Consider the following 17,327-nt stretch of genomic DNA (forward strand, 5'->3'; position numbering starts at 1 on the left):
GATCCACAGATATATTGACTGCAACCAATAGGTACAGATAACTGGGAGTGACCGTGTCGCAGGACTTGACCGATCTTCAGCTCTTGCACGAGTTGGAGCCCGTGGTCGAACAGCAGATCAACCGGCATCTGACCATGCGCAAGGACTGGAACCCGCACGACTACATCCCGTGGTCGGACGGTAAGAACTTCTACGCCCTCGGCGGCCAGGAGTGGGATCCCGAGCAGTCCAAGCTCTCCGAGGTCGCGCGCATCGCGATGGTCACCAACCTGCTGACCGAGGACAACCTGCCCTCCTATCACCGCGAGATCGCGATGAACTTCACCATGGACGGCCCCTGGGGCTTCTGGGTGAACCGCTGGACGGCCGAGGAGAACCGGCACGGCATCGCGCTGCGCGATTACCTGCTGGTGACCCGCGCCATCGACCCCATCGAACTCGAAGAACTGCGCGTCGAGCAGGTCACCCGCGGCTTCTCCCCCGGCCAGAACCAGCAGGGCGGTGACGAGCTGTTCGCCGCAAGCCTTTTCGACTCCGTCATCTACGTGACGTTCCAGGAACTGGCCACCCGGGTCAGCCACCGCAACACCGGCAAGGCCTGCAACGAGCCCATCGCCGACCAGCTGCTGGGCCGGATCTCGGCCGACGAGAACCTGCACATGATCTTCTACCGGGACGTGTCGGCCGCCGGCCTGGACATCGCCCCCAACCAGGCGATGAAGTCGCTGCACAAGGTGCTGACCAACTTCAAGATGCCCGGCTACACGATTCCGGACTTCCGCCGCAAGGCCGTGGTCATCGCCACCGGCGGCGTCTACGACCCGCGTATCCACCTCGACGACATCGTGATGCCGGTGCTCAAGAAGTGGCGCATCTTCGAGCGTGAGGACTTCACCGGCGAAGGCGCCCGGCTGCGCGACGAGATCGGCAAGCACGTCGAGGAGCTCGAGGAGACCTGCGTGAAGTTCGAGATCGCCAAGGAGCGTCGCCTGGAGCGCGAGCGCAAGGTCGCCGAGAAGAAGGCGATGAAGAACCTCCTGGTCACCTCCTCCGCGGCCGGATGACGCTGACCGCCGCTGCACCGCTTCCGACCCGATCCGCAGCTCTGCGGATCGGGTCGATCGCGTTGCACAGCCCCGTCGTGCTGGCACCGATGGCCGGGGTCACCAACGTGGCCTTCCGTACGCTGTGCCGCGAGCTGGAGCTGGCCAGGGCCGGAACCGTCAGCGGGCTGTACGTCTGCGAGATGGTCACCGCGCGGGCCCTCGTCGAGCGTCACCCGGTCACCTTGCACATGACCACGTTCGCCCCGACCGAGTCGCCGCGGTCGCTGCAGCTCTACACCGTCGACCCGGACACCACCTACGCCGCGGCCAAGATGATCGTCGACGAGGACATGGCCGACCACATCGACATGAACTTCGGCTGCCCAGTGCCCAAGGTGACCCGGCGCGGCGGCGGCTCGGCCATCCCCTATAAGCGTCGGCTGTTCGGCAAGATCGTCGCGGCCGCGGTCCGCGCCACCGAGGGGACCGACATCCCGGTCACGGTGAAGTTCCGGATCGGGATCGACGACGCTCATCACACCCACCTGGACGCCGGCCGGATCGCCGAACAGGAGGGTGTGGCGGCGGTGGCCCTGCACGCCCGCACCGCGGCCCAGCGCTATTCCGGCGCGGCCGACTGGAGCCAGATCGCCGCCCTCAAGCAGCACGTCACATCGATCCCGGTGCTGGGCAACGGGGACATCTTCAACGCCGACGACGCGCTGGCCATGATGGAGCAGACCGGCTGCGACGGTGTGGTCATCGGCCGCGGTTGCCTGGGCCGGCCCTGGTTGTTCGCCGAACTGTCGGCCGCCTTCACCGGCCGGCCGGTCGCGACCCCACCCACGCTCGGCGAGGTGGCCGACATCATGCGCCGGCACGGTGAGCTGCTGGCCGCGCATTTCGGCGAGGACAAGGGCATGCGCGATATGCGCAAGCACATCGCCTGGTACCTGCACGGATTCCCGGCCGGCGCCGACACCCGCCGGGCGCTGGCCCTGGTGAAGACCCTCGACGAGCTCGACGGCCTGCTGCGTCAGCTCGACGCCGACGTACCGTTCCCGCCGCACGCCGCCGGTCCGCGCGGCCGGCAGGGGTCGCCGTCGTCGGTGACACTGCCCGAAGGCTGGCTCGACGATCCGGACGATGTCACCGTGCCCGAAGGGGCCGATGTGATGCACTCCGGTGGCTGACCCGAACCCGCTGGATAGTTGCGACCGAAACAAGATCGAGACGGCCTCGACATATCTTCGGACTGGCTGGGGCTCGGGTTGTCTCAGTACGATGGGGACCCACTTGACCGCTTCCGGTTGGCGGAAGCGGGTGCTGGGCTGCTAGACAACAAGGCAGCCCCCACGACCCCCGCGTGTGCAACGGCGCGCACGTCCCCCGCGAAAAGTCGAAGGCCGGTAGGACATGAGTGACGGCGACAACGCCACTCCCGGTCTTTGGGGTCCCCCCGATCCAACGCCGTCCACTCCGAGGCTTACCCGATCGACGCCGCCGGCACCAGGCGCCGCGCCGTGGGAGCGCGCCAAGGGTGTGTTGCCGCCCGACCCACGCCCCGATGCGGAGGGCACCGGTAACCACACCGACGGGGTCGCGGTCGCCGACCTCATCGCCAAACTCGCCAACGAGTCGGGCACCGGCGGCCGGCGCCGCCGCCGTGTCGAACCGGAAGCCGAACCCGAAGCCGAAGCCGAACCCCAGCCCGAACCGGAACCCGCCGTCGAGGACCCTGAGGAACCGGTCGCGGCGCAGGCACCCGAGCCCCGCGACGAGTCCCGCGATTCGGACACCGAGGTCCTGCACGTCGCTCCGGCCTTCGCCTCCGGTTATGCGTCCGAGCTTCCCGACCTGGCGTTGTTCACCCATCCCGATCGGCCGAGCCCGACCCTGCCGACCACGCCCGCCGCGCGGCGCCGGCACCCCCGGGTGCGCCTCATGGGCCGGGTCGCGGCGGCGCTCATCGCGATCTCCGCCCTGGTGCTGACCGGCGGCGCCTGGCAGTGGCAGTCGATGAAGAACAACAGCCTCAACAAGGTCTCGGCGCTGGATCTCAACTCCCGCGACATCATCGACCCCAACGCCCAGTTCGGTGACGAGAACTTCCTCATCGTCGGGGTGGACAGTCGGATCGGCGCCAACAGCGATATGGGCGCCGGGACCACCGACGACGCCGCTGGGGCGCGGTCGGACACGGTGATGCTGGTGAACATCCCGGCCAACCGCAAACGAGTGGTGGCGGTGTCGTTCCCGCGTGACCTGGCCATCACCCCCACCAAGTGCGAGGCGTGGAACTCCGACACCGGGCAGTACGGCCCGGTGTACGACGAGGACACCGGTGAATACGGGCCCGACGAGGTCTACACCGAGACGAAACTGAACTCGGCGTACGCATTCGGCGGACCCAAGTGCCTGGTGAAGGTCATCCAGAAGCTGTCCGGCCTGTCGATCAACCGCTTCATGGCCGTCGACTTCGCCGGTTTCGCCAAGATGGTCGACGCGCTCGGCGGCGTGGAGGTCTGCAGCACCACCCCGCTGGAGGATTACGAACTCGGGACGGTGCTGGCCCACGCCGGACGACAGATGGTCGACGGGCACACCGCGCTGCAGTACGTCCGTGCCCGGCAGGTCACCACCGAGCTCAACGGTGACTACGGCCGGATCAAACGCCAGCAGCTGTTCCTGTCCTCGTTGTTGCGGTCGCTGATCTCCAAGGACACGTTCTTCTCGCTGAGCAAGCTCAACAACGTCGTCAACATGTTCATCCAGGACAGCTACGTCGACAACATCAAGACCAAGGACCTCGTCGACCTGGGCCAGTCCATCCAGGGCGTGAACGCCGGGCGCATCAGCTTCATCACCGTGCCCACCACCGGTGTGACGGACGCCGACGGTAACGAGCCGCCCCGCACCGATGACGTACACGCCCTGTTCGACGCGATCATCAACGACGATCCGCTGCCCGAGGAACGCAATCCGGACAACACCCCCGTGCCGCAGACCCCGCAGATGGCGGTCGGTCCGGCGCCGGTCGACGCCGAACTCGTCGACGCGGTGGCCACCGACCCCGGTTCGGTGACCGTCCGGGTGTCGAACTCCACCGGTGAGAACGGCCTGGCCGCCGACGCAGCCGCCGCGCTGCAGCAGCACGGGTTCAACGTCGACACCCCTGACGACTACCCGGGTCCCCTGGACGCGACGACGGTGTTCTTCGCACCCGGCAACGAGCAGGCGGCGGCCACCGTGGCATCGTCGTTCGCCAACGCGACCATCGAACGGGCCACCGGGCTGGGTGATGTGGTGCGCGTGGTGCTGGGGTCGGACTACCGCGCGGTCGCCCCGCCGTCGCCCAGCGGTTCGGCGGTGAAGGTGCACCTGGTGCAGGGCACCGCGGCCGAGCCGACGCACCTGCCCGAGGACCTGACCGTCACCAACGCGGCCGACACCACCTGCGAATAGCCGCTACGCGAAACCCTCTGGCATTCATCGTTCGTTCACCTGCACCATCGTGACGATCGTGGCCCACAACCGTAGGCTCTACCCCATGCGTACCGCGTACCACGAGCAGTTGGACGGCCTCAACGATCGGCTCGGCGAGATGTGTGGCCTGGCAGGTCAGGCCATGGAGCGCGCCACCCAGGCCCTGCTGCAAGCCGATCTGGTGCTGGCCGAGCAGGTCATCACCGATCACGAGCGCATCACCGAGGTCAGCAAGCTGGCCGAGGAGGAGGCTTTCGTCATCCTCGCCCTGCAGGCGCCGGTGGCCGGTGACCTGCGCGCCATCGTCAGCTCCATCCAGATCGTCGCCGATGTCGACCGGATGGGCGCGCTGGCCCTGCACGTCGCCAAGATCGCCCGCCGCCGGCACCCCCAGCACGCGCTGCCCGAAGAGGTGAACGGATACTTCGCCGAAATGGGTCGTGTCGCAGTCGAATTGGGCAACAGTGCGCAGGAGGTGCTGCGTACCCTGGATCCACAGAAAGCCGCCCAGATCCGCGAAGAAGACGATGCGATGGACGACCTGCATCGTCATCTGTTCTCGGTTCTGATGGACAAGGAGTGGAAGCACGGGGTCACCGCGGCCGTCGACGTGACGCTGCTGAGCCGGTTCTACGAGCGCTTCGCCGACCATGCGGTCGAGGTGGCCCGCCGGGTGATCTTCCAGGTCACCGGCCAGCTGCCCGAGGAAGACGACCTCGCCGCGCGCTGACGCTCATTCCCCGTCGCTTCGCTCGCCCCCGATGTCATCCCCCGGGCACGATCCGCACGCCCTCCTTCCGCGTAGCCAGCAGATCGCGCAACACGGTTTCCAGCACCTGCAGGTCGGCATTGCTGTAGCGCTGCAGGAACTCGCGGATCCCGCGGTCCATTTCGGTGTGCAGTTCGGCGTGCGCCGCGGCCAGCAGCTCCCCGTCGGCGGTGAGTCCCAACTGGATCTCCTTGCGGTTGCCCGGAACCGGTGAGCGCCGCACCAGGCCGGCGTCCACCAGACGCTGCACATGCTTGGACACCGTGCCCTTGAGCTGGCCCGAGCGGGCGGACAGGCCCACCAGACTGCACGGTTCCTCGGCAAGGGTTGCCAGCAGGTGCATCGACAATGTGGGTAGCCGGCGAATGGCGGGCTCCAACCGCTTCGGGCAGCGGCGCGCCATGAAATCGCGTTCAGGGTCCCCGTCCTCGTCGGTGTCGAACTTGTCCCCGACCGCGCCGACGAGCGTGTTGATGGCGTCGATCAAGGCCGACTTTGTTTTCATGGAAACCATATTGCCCTCCACGGCACATCGCCGTACATTGTTTCCATAGAAACGATTTCTACGGAAACAGGAGTCCGGATGAAAGCCGCCGTCGTCACCGAATGGGGCCAGGTGCCCGTTTACACCGAGTTCGACGAGCCCCAGGCCGGTGACGACATGGTCGTCGCGACCGTCGAGGCCTCGGCGCTGACCAACCTCACCCGTGGCATCGTCTCCGGACTGCACTACGCCAGCAAGGAGATTCAGTTGCCGGCCATCCCCGGTGTGGATGGCGTGGTCCGGCTCGCCGACGGTCGCCGGGTCTACGCCAGCGCGATCGGGGCCCACGGGTTGATGGCCGAGCGCGCCGCGATCAATACCCAGGGCACGTTCGAGGTACCCGACGGTGTCGACTCCGTCACCGCCGCGGCTGTTCCGAACCCCGGCATGTCGGCGTGGATGGCGCTGCAGCACGGCGCTGCCCTGCAACCCGGCCAGCATGTGCTGGTGCTGGGCGCCACCGGTGTCACCGGTGCGACGGCCGTCCAGCTGGCCAAGTCGCTGTTCGGCGCGGGTCGGGTGGTGGTCGCCGGGCGCGACACCGCCCGGCTGGACTGGTTACGCACCGTCGGCGCCGACGACGCCATCGCCATGCGCGAGGACGACCTCGCCGCCCGCGTCACGGCGCTGCACACCGAGCGGCCGTTCGACGCGGTCCTGGACTACCTGTGGGGAGAACCGGCGGTCGCCACGCTGCAAGCGCTGGCCGGCAGTCATCCGTCCACGCATTTTCACCCGACACGCTGGGTGCAGATCGGCTCCATGGCCGGACCGGATATCGCACTGCCCGCCGGAATACTGCGCGGCACCGCAATCACGTTGTCCGGCATCGGCTTCGGCAGTGTCCCGCCCGATGTGCTCGGTCGGGCCCGCACCGAGGCACTGCCGCAGCTGCTGGAGATGGTGGCCGACGGCCGGCTCCAGCTGGGCACCACCGCCCGGCCGCTGGCCGAGGTGTCCGAAGCCTGGACCGCCGCTGAGCCGTCCGGTACCCGAGTCGTACTGGTCCCCTAGCGATTAGCCGAAGCGGCCGGAGATGTAGTCCTCGGTGGCCTTCTGCGTCGGGTTGGAGAAGATCTTCTCGGTGTCGTCGATCTCGATCAGCTTGCCGGGCTTACCCGTGGCCTCGAGATTGAAGAACGCCGTCTGATCACTGACCCGCGCAGCCTGCTGCATGTTGTGCGTGACGATGACGATGGTGAAGTCCTGCTTGAGCTCGGCAATCAGATCTTCGATGGCCAGCGTCGAAATCGGGTCCAGGGCCGAGCAGGGCTCGTCCATCAGTAGCACGTCGGGTTGCACGGCGATGGCGCGGGCGATGCACAGCCGCTGCTGCTGACCACCGGACAAACCACCACCGGGCTTGTCGAGGCGGTCCTTCACCTCGTTCCACAGGTTGGCACCCTTGAGCGAACGCTCGGCGACCTCGTCGAGGGTCTTCTTGTTTCGCACCCCCTGCAGCTTCAGCCCGGCCACCACGTTGTCGCGAATCGACATGGTGGGGAACGGATTCGGCCGCTGGAACACCATGCCGATGGTCTTGCGTACACCGACCGGGTCCACCCCGGCGCCGTAGATGTCCTCCCCGTCGAGCAGCACCGAACCCTCGACGCGGGCGCCCGGAATGACCTCGTGCATGCGGTTGAGGGTGCGCAGCACCGTCGACTTGCCGCAGCCGGAGGGACCGATGAAGGCCATCACACTGCGCGGTTGCACCGACAGCGAGACGTTGGAGACCGCGTGGAACGCACCGTAGTAGATGTTGACGTCTTTGAGATCAAGCCGTTTTGCCATGACGAGCTCCTAAACCTACTAAACCTTCTTGGGGGCAAACAGTTTCGCGACGAACCGGGCGCCGATGTTCAGCAGCGCGACCAGGATGATCAGGGTGAGCGCTGCTCCCCACAGCCGGTCGGTGGGCACCGGGTTCGCGCCCGCACCGGCCGAGATCTGGTCGTACATCATGCCGGGCAGCGATCCCATGAATCCGCCGAACATGTCGAAGTTCATCGCCTGGGCGTACCCGACCAGGATCAGCAGCGGGGCCGTCTCGCCCATGACGCGGGCCAGCGCCAACATGACACCGGTGACGATGCCCGACAGCGCCGTCGGGATGACGATGCGCACGATGGTCTTCCACTTGGGCACGCCCAGGGCATAACTCGCCTCGCGCAGATCCATCGGTACGATGCGCAGCATCTCCTCGGTAGCGCGCACGATGACCGGGATCATCAGCAGCACCAGGGCCAGCGACACCGCGAAACCGGAGCGCTGGAAACCCAGCGTGGCCACCCACAGCGCGTAGATGAACAGCGCCGCCACGATGGACGGCACGCCGGTGAGGATGTCGACCATGAACGTGGTGATCCGGCCGAGTCGCGTACCGCCGCCGTACTCGACGAGATAGACCGCCACCATCACCCCGACCGGGATGGAGATGATCGAGCAGACCAGGCCCTGCAACAGGGTGCCGACGATCGCGTGATAGACGCCGCCGCCCGCGGTGAAAGTGGTCATCCCGGCCTGCGAGTTGGTGAACCACGTCGGCGAGGTGATGGCGTTGAAGCCCTTGCTGATAACCGAGATCAGCACCCACACCAACGGCACCAGAGCCACCAGGACCGACGCCGTGACCAACACCGTGGCGATGTTGTTGGTCAGTTTGCGGCGGGCGCTGACGCCCTGGAAAGCCGGCGCCTTGACCGGCTGCTCCAATATCGAAGTCATTTCGCACCCCTTCCCGCCACCGCGGCGCGGGCCAGCGAGTTCACGATGAACGTCAGGATGAACAGCACCAGGCCCGCGGCGATATAGGCGCCGGCCTTGTACTGGTCGTTGAATTCGCTTGCGGTGGCCGCGATCTTGCTGGCGAAGGTGTATCCGCCGTCGAACAGGGTCCAGCTGAACGCCGTCTGCGTGCCACGCAGGATGATCAGCAGCGCGATGGTCTCACCGAGTGCACGGCCGAGGCCGAGCATCGCGCCGCTGATGTAACCGGACAGTCCGAACGGCAGCACGGTGGTGCGCACCACCTCCCAGCGGGTGGCGCCCAAGGCCAGCGCCGCCTCGATCTGGCCGCGCGGGGTCTGCACGAAAACCTCACGGGTGACCGCGGTGATGATCGGCAGGATCATCACCGCGAGCACGATGCCTGCGGTGAAGATGGTGCCACCACCGGCCACCGAGGCGTTGCCCGTCTTGAACAGGAACAGCCAGTCCAGGTTCTCGTTGAGCCACATGGCGACGGGCTTGAGCACCGGCGCCAGCACGTACAGGCCCCACACGCCGTAGACGATCGAGGGCACCGCGGCGAGCAGGTCCACCATGTAGGCCAGTGGGCCGCGCAGCCGCTTACCGGCGTACTGGGTCAGGAAGATCGCGATGCCCAGCGCCACCGGCATGGCCAGCACGAGAGCGAAGAGCGAGACGAAAACCGTCACCTGCAACAGGTCGAGGATGCCGAAGTGCATCGCCGACGTGTCGGTGGTGATCCAGTTACCGCCGTAGGTGAAGAAGTTCTCCTCGTTGCGCTGCAGTGCAGGCACCGCGCGCCACAGAAGGAACACCCCGATCGCCGCGATGAGCGCGACGATCAGGATGCCCGATCCTTCTGCCAGACCGCGGAACACGCGGTCTCCCAAGCGCACTCTCGCGCCCTTGGATGGGTTGGTGGAGATGGGTTCCGGCTCAGGGTGGGGCGTCGCGAGCGCTTCGCCCGACCCCGCCTTCATTGGATCTGGTGTCGTCACTGTTATCCCGTCAGGGACCTGGTTGGTCATCGGTCCGCCAGTCCATCCTCACCGCAATTTTCGCCAGACGCCAGCCGTCAGGAGATCGCCGAGACAGAGGCCAGCAGGCGCTGCTTGAACGAGTCCGGCAGGGCGACGTACCCGGCCTGCGACAGGCTCGCCTGGCCCTGGTTGGCCGACACCGTCAGGAAGGACTTGACGGCAGCAGCGGTATCCGCGTCGTAACCCTTCGAGCACACGATCTCGTAGGTGGCCAGCATCAGCGGGTACACGCCGGCTTCCTTCGAGGCGTACAGCGCGTTCAGGTCCAGGGTCAGGTCCTTGCCGTCACCCTTGAACGTGGCGGCGCCGACGGCCTTGGCGGTGGAGTCGTCGGTCAGTGCGACCGCACCGGCACCGCTGTCGATCTGGGCGGTGTGCAGGTTGGCGGCCATGGCCGGGCTCTTCTCGACGTAGCCGATCGAGCCGGGCGTGGCCTGGATGGCCTGCACCACACCGGAGGACTTCTGCGCGCCTTCACCGGCGCCGCCCTGGAACTCCTTGCCCGCACCCTTGGTCCACGCCTGCGGCGCGGCGGCGGCCAGGTACTTCTGGAAGTTGTCGGTGGTGCCCGAGGAATCCGAGCGGTAGATCGGCTTGATGTCGGCGTCGGGCAGGGTGGCGCCAGAGTTCAGCGCGGCGATGGCCGGGTCGTTCCACTTCTTGATCTGGCCCTGGAAGATCTTGGCGAGCACCTCGGGGTTGACGACGAGGTTGTCGACGCCCTCGATGTTGTAGGCCAGCGCGACGGGACCGAAGACCAGCGGCAGGTTCCAGGCCTCGTTGCCACCGCAGCGCTCGGCGGCCTTCTTCACCTGGTCGTCCTTGAGGGCCGAGTCAGAGCCGGCGAAGTCGACCTGCTTGGCGATGAACTGGTCCACACCCGCGCCGGAACCGGTCGGGTTGTACGCCAGGGACTTGCCCGAGCACACCTGCCCCCACACCTTGTTGAACTCGGCGATCGCGTTCTGCTGCGCGGTCGAGCCCTCGGCGGTCAGGCTGTTCTTGCCGGCGCAGTCGGCGGCCGAGGCTGCTGTACCGGAGGCGGACGACGACGAGGCGGTGCCAGTGTTGTTGTCGCTGCCACAGGCGGCCAGGGTCAGAGCGGCCGCGGCCGACAGCGTGACACCAAAGACCTTGCCAAAGCGATTGAGCTTCACTTATCCCACTTTCGGTTGACGGCTTCAGACTCCCCGGCAACGTATGCGCTGGTGGTGGACTCTTCGCAGATGGAAAGTGAACGGAAGGTGAATAGGTCCAGGGCGTTCACAGGATGCTGAGAACGCGTCCCGGCAGGGGCCCCGGCGGTTCAGCGCCCGTAGGCCACATCCGCGCTGAACACCTCGAAACCCAACCGCCGATATGTCTTCACCGCGGCGGTGTTGTCCCCCTCGACATAGAGCGTCACGTCGGCCTGCGGGCCGAGCCCCTGCGCCAGGTGGTGCAGGCCCACCAAGGTCAACGTGGCGCCCAGGCCCCGGCCCTGCGCGGCCGGATCGACTCCCACCACGTACACCTCGCCCCAGACATTCCCCGGGTCGCTTCGCTCCTGCCCGCCGATCTCCGGGTTGTGCACCTTCGTCCAGTGGAAGCCGAGCAGTGTGGGTCCATCGAAGATGAGGAACAGCCCCGCCGGGTCGAACCAGCCCTCGGCCCGGCGCTCGGCGATATCGGCCTCGGTCCAGCCGCCCTGCTCGGGATGCCAGGAGAACGCGGCGTTGTTCACCCGCAACAACTCGGCGTCGTCGGAGGGGCCGGCATAGGTGCGCAACCCGTCAGCCGTCGGAAGCGGCGGCAGGTCGGCTAGCGCGCGGCGCATCTGCAGCAGCTCCCGCTTGGGCACCAGCCCGAGGGACGCCGCCAGGGATCGGGCCGGCTCCAGATTGCCGTGCGCCCACACCCGGGTGTCGTCGCCGCCGGCCGCCAGGCCGGTGCGGACCAGCTCCGCGCCGATCCCGCGCCGCCGCGCGGCCGGGTGCACAACCACCTCGGCCATTCCGGAGGCCAGGTTCAGATATCCGGTCAGCTCGTCACCGTCGGACGCCAGCAGGTGCCGGGTGTCGTCGCGGGCAAGCTCACGCAGCACTTGATCGCCGACAGGCGCGACACCATCGGTGACCGTGGCCGCGTCGATGAGCGCGATGATGCGCTGCTGGTCGGCTACCGCCAGCCCGGTCTGCCACGAGATCACTGACTGTGCAGCGGGTCGAACGCCTCGGACGCGGAACCGAAATCGTCGTCGTCGAAGACGTCCTCGTCTGCTTCATCGGTCTCCGGAGCCGGGGGCCGGCCACGCGCCGGCCGCACGGCCTTGTAGCCGACGTTGCGCACGGTGCCGATCAGGGCTTCGTATTCGGGGCCGAGTTTCGCCCGCAACCGCCGGACATGCACGTCGACGGTGCGGGTACCGCCGAAGAAGTCGTAGCCCCAGACCTCCTGGAGCAACTGCGCCCGGGTGAAGACCCGCCCGGCGTGCTGGGCCAGGTACTTCAGCAGTTCGAATTCCTTGTAGGTGAGATCGAGCGGGCGGCCCCGCAACCGGGCGGTATAGGTGCCCTCGTCGATGACGAGCTCGCCCAGGGTCACCTTGCCCAGGCTCTCCTGATCCGACACCCCGCCGCGCCGACCGACCAGCAACCGCAGCCGGGCGTCGATCTCCGCGGGCCCGGTGCCCGGCAACAAGATCTCGTCGAGGCCCCATTCCACGTTGACGGCCACCAGCCCGCCCTCGTTGACCACGGCGACCACCGGAATCGACGTCCCGGTGGTACCCAGCAGCCGGCACAGGCCGCGGGCCGCGGCCAGATCCGTCCGCGCATCCACGATGGCGACATCGGCCGTACTGGCCTCCAGCAGCGACGAAACCTCGGTCGGCGCGGACCGGACGTTGTGTGCCAGCAGGGACAACGACGGCAGCACGGACTCAGGGTTCGGGTCTACGGTGAGTAGCAATAGCTCCAAAAGGCCCTCCGGCGCCCTGGCGGATTCCCTGGGACAACGCTGTCGAAGGTCATCTTCCAGATTCATGGCTGACACGTGGCCGTTACGACCGACGATACCTGAGGATAGCGTGCTACCTGGTAGTTAGCTGACTTGAACGGGCTCCTACGACTGCGGTCGGACTCAAGTGCGCCAGAATGACCCGGTGCGCAAACTGCTGGCCGCTCTCGTCGCCGCTCTCACCGCCGTGGTGGTCGGGGCCGTCGGCGCCGATTTCGGCGCGGCGATCTACGCCGAGTACCGGCTGGCGCGCAGTGTCCGGACCGCGGCCAACCTGTCCTTCGACCCGTGGGCCAGCATCCTGGGCTTTCCGTTCGTCACCCAAGCCACCAGCCATCACTACAAAGAGGTGGAGATCCGAGCCGCGGGCGTGGATCACCCGGTCACCGGCAAGGTGTCCCTGGAAGCCACCATGCACCACGTCGACCTGCACGATTCGTCGTGGCTGATCGGCCCGGGCGCCGCCCTGCCGGTCGGCAAACTGGAAAGCCGGATCATCATCGACTCCCGGCATATCGGCAATGTCATGGGCATCAAGGATCTGCAGATCGAGGCGCCGCCGCGGGAATCCAACGACGCCGCGGACAACACCACCGAGTCGGGTATCTCCAGCGGCAACGGGCTGGTGTTCACCGGCACCCCGACCGCCGCGGGCTTCGGCAAACGGGTCAGCGTGTCGGTGGACCTCACCCTCGACGGTCCCAATCAATCGACGTTGGTGCTCACCCCGACCGGCGTGCTGACCGGCCCCGGCACCGCCGACCAATCCGTCCCGGAGGACCGGACCGCGGCGGTACTGCAGGCCTTCACCTCCCGGGTGCCCGGCCAGAAGCTGCCGTTCGGTCTCACGCCCACCTCGGCGGGCGTCCGCGGATCCGACATCATCGTGGAAGGCATCACCGAGGGAGTAACCATCACGCTGCAGGGGTTTCGACAATCATGAACACCTCCATGGCCCTGGCCATCGTCGTCGTGATCGGCGTGCTGGGCATCGGCTACATCGTCGGTCGGCTGGTGACCCTGCGGGCCGGCCTGCTGCGGGCCGCGGCCGAGGATGCCGCCGTCGAGGACGTCGACACCTCCGATCTCGGGCTGTCCGGCACCGGGCCGACCATCGTGCATTTCACCGCCGTCTGGTGTGGCCCGTGCGCGGCCGTGCGCCGCGTCGTCACCCAAGTCTGCGGTGAGCTGCCTGCGGTCGCGCATGTCGAGATCGACCTGGACGCCAATCCGGCCGCCGCCCGGCGGCTTTCGGTGCTGTCACTGCCGACGACGTTCATCTTCGACGCGCAGGGCCGGCAACGCTATCGCGCCGCCGGGGTTCCCAAGGCCGCTGACCTGCGTTCGGCGCTGGAACCGCTATTGGCCTGATCACCGGGTCAACGGGTATTGTGTGCGTCGTGTCCGCCCGCCTTGAGCTGCTGCTCACCAAGCGCCGCGCAGTCGATCTGTGCCGCGTCGCGGGTTGTTGCTGTTGTTGTTGTAGCTGCTGAGTAGCCGCGCTTTTTTCACTGCGCCGCGCTCGGGGCCGGGCCCGAAGGGCCGGATGTGCCCCAATTCAGCCCGACCCCAGCCACGCAACAGGAGCACGTACATGTCCACCACCAGCACCACCCTCGATCAGGTCGACGTTCGCGGCCCACGTTTCGCCGCCTGGGTCACCACCGCGGTCCTGATCCTCACACTGCTCGTCGCACCGATCAGCGTGCCCGCTGCGGCGGTGATCCTCGGCCTGCAAGCAGTGGTCTTCGCGATCGGGGCCACCCTCGGGCCCCGCCAGCATCCCTACGGCCGGGTGTTCGCCACCGTCATCGCGCCGCGGCTGGGCCCGGTCACCGAGAAGGAGCCGGTGCCCCCGCTGAAGTTCGCCCAGTTGGTCGGCTTCGCCTTCGCCGTCGTCGGGACCGCGGGTTTCGCGGCCGGACTCGATGCGCTCGGCCTGATTGCGACCGCGTTCGCCCTGTTCGCGGCGTTCCTGAACGCGGCCTTCGGCATCTGCCTGGGCTGCCAGATCTACCCGTTCGTCGCTCGCCTGCGACGCGCAACCTCCTGACAAGCCGATAACCCGAAAGGAACCACTACATGGCACGCTCCGACGTCCTGGTCTCCACCGACTGGGCCGAGAGCAATCTCGACGCGCCGAACACCGTCTTCGTCGAGGTCGACGAGGACACGTCGGCCTACGAAGGCGGCCACATCGCCGGCGCCGTCCGGCTGGACTGGAAGACCGAGCTGCAGGATCAGGTCAAGCGCGACTTCGTCGACCAGCAGCAGTTCTCGAAGCTGTTGTCCGACAAGGGAATCAGCAACGACGACACCGTGATCCTGTACGGCGGCAACAACAACTGGTTCGCCGCGTACGCGTACTGGTACTTCAAGCTGTACGGCCACGAGAACGTCAAGCTGCTCGACGGGGGCCGCAAGAAGTGGGAACTGGACGGCCGCCCGCTGGTGACCGACGTGCCCACGCGTCCCGCCACCTCGTACTCGGCCAAGGCACCCAACAACGCCATCCGCGCGTTCCGCGACGAGGTCATCGCCGCGATCGGCGCCAAGAACCTGGTCGACGTGCGCTCCCCCGACGAGTTCTCCGGCAAGATCCTGGCCCCGGCGCACCTGCCGCAGGAGCAGAGCCAGCGTCCGGGCCACATCCCCGGCGCCATCAACGTGCCGTGGAGCAAGGCGGCCAACGAGGACGGCACCTTCAAGTCCGACGAGGACCTGGCCAAGCTCTACGCCGCGGCCGGCCTGGACGGACAGAAAGAGACCATCGCGTACTGCCGCATCGGTGAGCGTTCCTCGCACACCTGGTTCGTGCTGCAGGAGCTGCTGGGTTACCAGAACGTCAAGAACTACGACGGCAGTTGGACGGAATACGGCTCCCTGGTGGGCGCCCCGATCGAGTTGGGAAATTGATATGTGCTCTGCACCTAAGCAAGGCGTGACGCTGCCTGCCGGCGTCGACCTGGAGAAGGAAACCGTCATCACCGGTCGGGTCGTGGACGGTAGCGGCCAGACGGTCGGTGGCGCCTTCGTGCGTCTGCTGGACTCCAGCGACGAGTTCACCGCCGAGGTGGTGGCCTCGGCGACCGGCGATTTCCGGTTCTTCGCCGCGCCGGGCACCTGGACCGTGCGGGCGCTGTCGCCCGCCGGTAACGGTGACGCCAGCGTGACCCCGTCGGGCGCCGGCATCCACGAAGTCGACATCAAGGTCGCCTGACGCCGATCAAGGCGAGGCACGAGCCGCTGCGCCCGGACTCCGGTTCGAGCGCAGCGGCCCTCGGCAGTTAGACTCCTGACGTGGTCCTCTTCTTCGAATTCATGCTTGTGGCGGCCGTCGTCGTCATCACCTGGTTCGCGCTGTACGCCCTGTACCGTCTGATCACCGACGAGGCGTGAGCGCCGGCGACGCGGTCGAGCCCGGCTCGGGTGACCGGGCCGTGGCAGCTGCCGCCGAGCGGGCCAGGATCACCGCCTCCCGGAACATCCCCACCTTCGACGATCTGCCGCTACCGGCCGATACGGCGAACCTGAGGGAGGGCGCGGACCTCAATCCCGCTCTGCTGGCACTGCTGCCGCTGGTCGGCGTGTGGCGCGGCGAGGGCGAGGGCCGTGACACCCATGGCGATTACCGGTTCGGCCAACAGATCATCGTCTCGCACGACGGTGGCGATTACCTGAATTGGGACAGCCGGTCTTGGCGGCTGGGCCCGGAGGGCGAATTCGCCTCCACCGGCTTCCGTGAGACCGGGTTCTGGCGCTTCGTCAACGACCCGTCGGACCCGTCGGAAATGCAGGCCATCGAACTGCTGCTGTCCCATTCGGCCGGCTACATCGAACTGTTCTACGGTCGCCCGCGCAATCAGTCCTCCTGGGAACTGGCCACCGACGCCCTGGCGCGCAGCAAGTCCGGTCTGTTGGTCGGCGGCGCCAAGCGGTTGTACGGCATCGTCGAGGACGGTGACCTGGCCTACGTGGAAGAGCGGGTGGACGCCGACGGCGGGCTGGTGCCGCACCTGTCGGCACGGTTGAGCCGCTTCGTCGGATAACCCGCTCGCAGCGCTTAACCTGCGCCCAGGCTGGCTACATCGGACACCCATCGATGGCCCATACCGTCGTCTCCGTCAATTCGAGAACGGAGAATTCATGGGTCTGACTGCACTGCGCACCGCGGCGCTCGGCGTCACCGGTGCGGCCTTGATCGCCGGCGTGGTTGGTTGTTCGTCGGGCGGATCGTCCACGGAATCAACGACTTCGGCGTCGGCATCAACCTCGTCGACCGCCACGTCGGAAGCGACGTCGGCAGCGGCCGCGCCGGACGGTCACGATGCTTTCACCGCCTGCCTGACAGAGCACGGCGTCCCCGCACCGCCGGAGGGTGGTCCGCCCGGCGGAATGGCCCCGCCGTCCGGGATGACCCCGCCTAGCGGTCCGCCGCCCGCGGGAGCACCCCAGCCCGGCGAGGGCAAGACGCCGCCGGCGCCGCCGGGCGTCGACCAGGAAACGTGGGATAAGGCCAACGAGGCGTGCGCGTCGCTCGCGCCGACACCCCCGAAGTAGTCCAGAAATGGGGCGACCCCCGAGCCGTGATTCCTGGTTGGACAAAACCAAGGGCTCGGGGGTCGGGTGGCTGCTCGGAATTCGCCAGCGCTCGCAGGTGGATTCCTCGCGCCTGGTGCTGCTAGCTAGCAGCC

At 67.3% G+C, this 17,327-nt stretch carries 20 protein-coding genes; 13 read left to right on the forward strand and 7 right to left on the reverse strand.

The window, feature by feature from the left end; all coding sequences use genetic code 11:
• Positions 1 to 53 precede the first annotated feature (53 nt).
• The 4 genes from SBI67_RS02480 to phoU all read left to right on the forward strand — a co-directional run bounded on the left by SBI67_RS02480 (position 54) and on the right by phoU (position 5,262).
• Positions 54 to 1,064, forward strand: a complete 1,011-nt coding sequence (locus SBI67_RS02480) for an acyl-ACP desaturase (protein WP_266046726.1) — start codon at positions 54 to 56, stop codon at positions 1,062 to 1,064.
• A gap of 41 nt (positions 1,065 to 1,105) precedes the next feature.
• Entirely contained in the window at positions 1,106 to 2,239 is a 1,134-nt protein-coding gene (gene dusB / locus SBI67_RS02485) for a tRNA dihydrouridine synthase DusB (protein WP_318979551.1), read from the forward strand.
• A 223-nt stretch (positions 2,240 to 2,462) separates the two neighbouring features.
• Positions 2,463 to 4,511: an LCP family glycopolymer transferase gene (locus SBI67_RS02490; RefSeq protein ID WP_318979034.1), complete on the forward strand. Its 2,049-nt coding sequence runs from the start codon at positions 2,463 to 2,465 to the stop codon at positions 4,509 to 4,511.
• A gap of 85 nt (positions 4,512 to 4,596) precedes the next feature.
• Complete coding sequence (phoU, locus tag SBI67_RS02495) at positions 4,597 to 5,262, forward strand: phosphate signaling complex protein PhoU (RefSeq protein WP_266046728.1); 666 nt, start codon at positions 4,597 to 4,599, stop codon at positions 5,260 to 5,262.
• A 34-nt stretch (positions 5,263 to 5,296) separates the two neighbouring features.
• Here the strand turns inward: phoU and SBI67_RS02500 are convergent, their stop codons facing one another.
• Positions 5,297 to 5,806, reverse strand: a complete 510-nt coding sequence (locus SBI67_RS02500; RefSeq protein ID WP_266046729.1) for a MarR family winged helix-turn-helix transcriptional regulator — start codon at positions 5,804 to 5,806, stop codon at positions 5,297 to 5,299.
• A gap of 78 nt (positions 5,807 to 5,884) precedes the next feature.
• On the opposite strand from SBI67_RS02500, the gene SBI67_RS02505 reads away from it, so the two are divergent.
• The gene (locus SBI67_RS02505; protein ID WP_318979035.1) at positions 5,885 to 6,859 is read left to right on the forward strand and encodes a quinone oxidoreductase family protein; all 975 of its coding nucleotides are present in this window, start codon (positions 5,885 to 5,887) and stop codon (positions 6,857 to 6,859) included.
• A gap of 3 nt (positions 6,860 to 6,862) precedes the next feature.
• Here the strand turns inward: SBI67_RS02505 and pstB are convergent, their stop codons facing one another.
• The 6 genes from pstB to SBI67_RS02535 all read right to left on the reverse strand — a co-directional run bounded on the left by pstB (position 6,863) and on the right by SBI67_RS02535 (position 12,594).
• Positions 6,863 to 7,639: a phosphate ABC transporter ATP-binding protein PstB gene (pstB, locus tag SBI67_RS02510; protein WP_024450105.1), complete on the reverse strand. Its 777-nt coding sequence runs from the start codon at positions 7,637 to 7,639 to the stop codon at positions 6,863 to 6,865.
• 18 nt (positions 7,640 to 7,657) lie between these two features.
• On the reverse strand, positions 7,658 to 8,572 hold the full coding sequence (gene pstA / locus SBI67_RS02515; protein WP_318979036.1) for a phosphate ABC transporter permease PstA: 915 nt from the start codon (positions 8,570 to 8,572) through the stop codon (positions 7,658 to 7,660).
• A complete protein-coding gene (gene pstC, locus SBI67_RS02520) occupies positions 8,569 to 9,624 on the reverse strand; it encodes a phosphate ABC transporter permease subunit PstC (protein ID WP_318979037.1) in 1,056 nt (351 codons plus the stop codon). The genes pstA and pstC overlap by 4 nt, the downstream gene beginning before the upstream one ends.
• Before the next feature lie 47 nt (positions 9,625 to 9,671).
• The gene (gene pstS, locus SBI67_RS02525; RefSeq protein WP_318979038.1) at positions 9,672 to 10,793 is read right to left on the reverse strand and encodes a phosphate ABC transporter substrate-binding protein PstS; all 1,122 of its coding nucleotides are present in this window, start codon (positions 10,791 to 10,793) and stop codon (positions 9,672 to 9,674) included.
• A 149-nt stretch (positions 10,794 to 10,942) separates the two neighbouring features.
• The gene (gene mshD / locus SBI67_RS02530; RefSeq protein ID WP_318979039.1) at positions 10,943 to 11,824 is read right to left on the reverse strand and encodes a mycothiol synthase; all 882 of its coding nucleotides are present in this window, start codon (positions 11,822 to 11,824) and stop codon (positions 10,943 to 10,945) included.
• A complete protein-coding gene (locus tag SBI67_RS02535; protein ID WP_318979552.1) occupies positions 11,821 to 12,594 on the reverse strand; it encodes a winged helix-turn-helix transcriptional regulator in 774 nt (257 codons plus the stop codon). Before SBI67_RS02535 ends, mshD begins: the two co-directional genes overlap by 4 nt.
• 166 nt (positions 12,595 to 12,760) lie before the next feature.
• Between SBI67_RS02535 and lmeA the strand changes: the two genes are divergently transcribed.
• From lmeA to SBI67_RS02570, 8 genes are all read left to right on the forward strand, one after another.
• Positions 12,761 to 13,576, forward strand: coding sequence for a mannan chain length control protein LmeA (gene lmeA, locus SBI67_RS02540; protein ID WP_318979040.1), 816 nt, complete (start codon positions 12,761 to 12,763; stop codon positions 13,574 to 13,576).
• Positions 13,573 to 14,004: a thioredoxin family protein gene (locus tag SBI67_RS02545; RefSeq protein WP_318979041.1), complete on the forward strand. Its 432-nt coding sequence runs from the start codon at positions 13,573 to 13,575 to the stop codon at positions 14,002 to 14,004. Before lmeA ends, SBI67_RS02545 begins: the two co-directional genes overlap by 4 nt.
• 29 nt (positions 14,005 to 14,033) lie before the next feature.
• Positions 14,034 to 14,126 (forward strand): Ms5788A family Cys-rich leader peptide, encoded by a 93-nt coding sequence (locus SBI67_RS29080; protein WP_353961945.1) that lies wholly within the window; start codon positions 14,034 to 14,036, stop codon positions 14,124 to 14,126.
• A 101-nt stretch (positions 14,127 to 14,227) separates the two neighbouring features.
• Entirely contained in the window at positions 14,228 to 14,686 is a 459-nt protein-coding gene (locus tag SBI67_RS02550) for a DUF4395 domain-containing protein (RefSeq protein ID WP_318979042.1), read from the forward strand.
• A gap of 29 nt (positions 14,687 to 14,715) precedes the next feature.
• Positions 14,716 to 15,549: a sulfurtransferase gene (locus SBI67_RS02555; RefSeq protein ID WP_318979043.1), complete on the forward strand. Its 834-nt coding sequence runs from the start codon at positions 14,716 to 14,718 to the stop codon at positions 15,547 to 15,549.
• A gap of 1 nt (position 15,550) precedes the next feature.
• The gene (locus tag SBI67_RS02560) at positions 15,551 to 15,853 is read left to right on the forward strand and encodes a DUF1416 domain-containing protein (protein WP_062655781.1); all 303 of its coding nucleotides are present in this window, start codon (positions 15,551 to 15,553) and stop codon (positions 15,851 to 15,853) included.
• Positions 15,854 to 16,028: 175 nt separating this feature from the next.
• Positions 16,029 to 16,682 carry a heme-binding beta-barrel domain-containing protein gene (locus SBI67_RS02565; protein WP_266046740.1) on the forward strand — a complete coding sequence of 218 codons (654 nt, stop codon included), beginning with the start codon at positions 16,029 to 16,031 and terminating at the stop codon, positions 16,680 to 16,682.
• Positions 16,683 to 16,779: 97 nt separating this feature from the next.
• Positions 16,780 to 17,193 (forward strand): hypothetical protein, encoded by a 414-nt coding sequence (locus tag SBI67_RS02570; protein WP_318979044.1) that lies wholly within the window; start codon positions 16,780 to 16,782, stop codon positions 17,191 to 17,193.
• Positions 17,194 to 17,327: the final 134 nt, after the last annotated feature.

Source organism: Mycolicibacterium chengduense (genome assembly GCF_033741155.1).
GTDB lineage: Bacteria > Actinomycetota > Actinomycetes > Mycobacteriales > Mycobacteriaceae > Mycobacterium.

Excerpts from the sequence above, each read along its gene's own strand:
- pstB (WP_024450105.1), bottom strand. The coding sequence starts at position 7,639 with ATGGCAAAACGGCTTGATCTCAAAGACGTCAACATCTACTACGGTGCG.
- SBI67_RS02505 (WP_318979035.1), top strand. The coding sequence starts at position 5,885 with ATGAAAGCCGCCGTCGTCACCGAATGGGGCCAGGTGCCCGTTTACACC.
- pstC (WP_318979037.1), bottom strand. The coding sequence starts at position 9,624 with ATGACCAACCAGGTCCCTGACGGGATAACAGTGACGACACCAGATCCA.
- SBI67_RS02500 (WP_266046729.1), bottom strand. The coding sequence starts at position 5,806 with ATGAAAACAAAGTCGGCCTTGATCGACGCCATCAACACGCTCGTCGGC.
- SBI67_RS02560 (WP_062655781.1), top strand. The coding sequence starts at position 15,551 with ATGTGCTCTGCACCTAAGCAAGGCGTGACGCTGCCTGCCGGCGTCGAC.
- SBI67_RS02545 (WP_318979041.1), top strand. The coding sequence starts at position 13,573 with ATGAACACCTCCATGGCCCTGGCCATCGTCGTCGTGATCGGCGTGCTG.
- phoU (WP_266046728.1), top strand. The coding sequence starts at position 4,597 with ATGCGTACCGCGTACCACGAGCAGTTGGACGGCCTCAACGATCGGCTC.
- pstA (WP_318979036.1), bottom strand. The coding sequence starts at position 8,572 with ATGACTTCGATATTGGAGCAGCCGGTCAAGGCGCCGGCTTTCCAGGGC.
- SBI67_RS02570 (WP_318979044.1), top strand. The coding sequence starts at position 16,780 with ATGGGTCTGACTGCACTGCGCACCGCGGCGCTCGGCGTCACCGGTGCG.
- SBI67_RS02555 (WP_318979043.1), top strand. The coding sequence starts at position 14,716 with ATGGCACGCTCCGACGTCCTGGTCTCCACCGACTGGGCCGAGAGCAAT.
- SBI67_RS02550 (WP_318979042.1), top strand. The coding sequence starts at position 14,228 with ATGTCCACCACCAGCACCACCCTCGATCAGGTCGACGTTCGCGGCCCA.
- SBI67_RS02490 (WP_318979034.1), top strand. The coding sequence starts at position 2,463 with ATGAGTGACGGCGACAACGCCACTCCCGGTCTTTGGGGTCCCCCCGAT.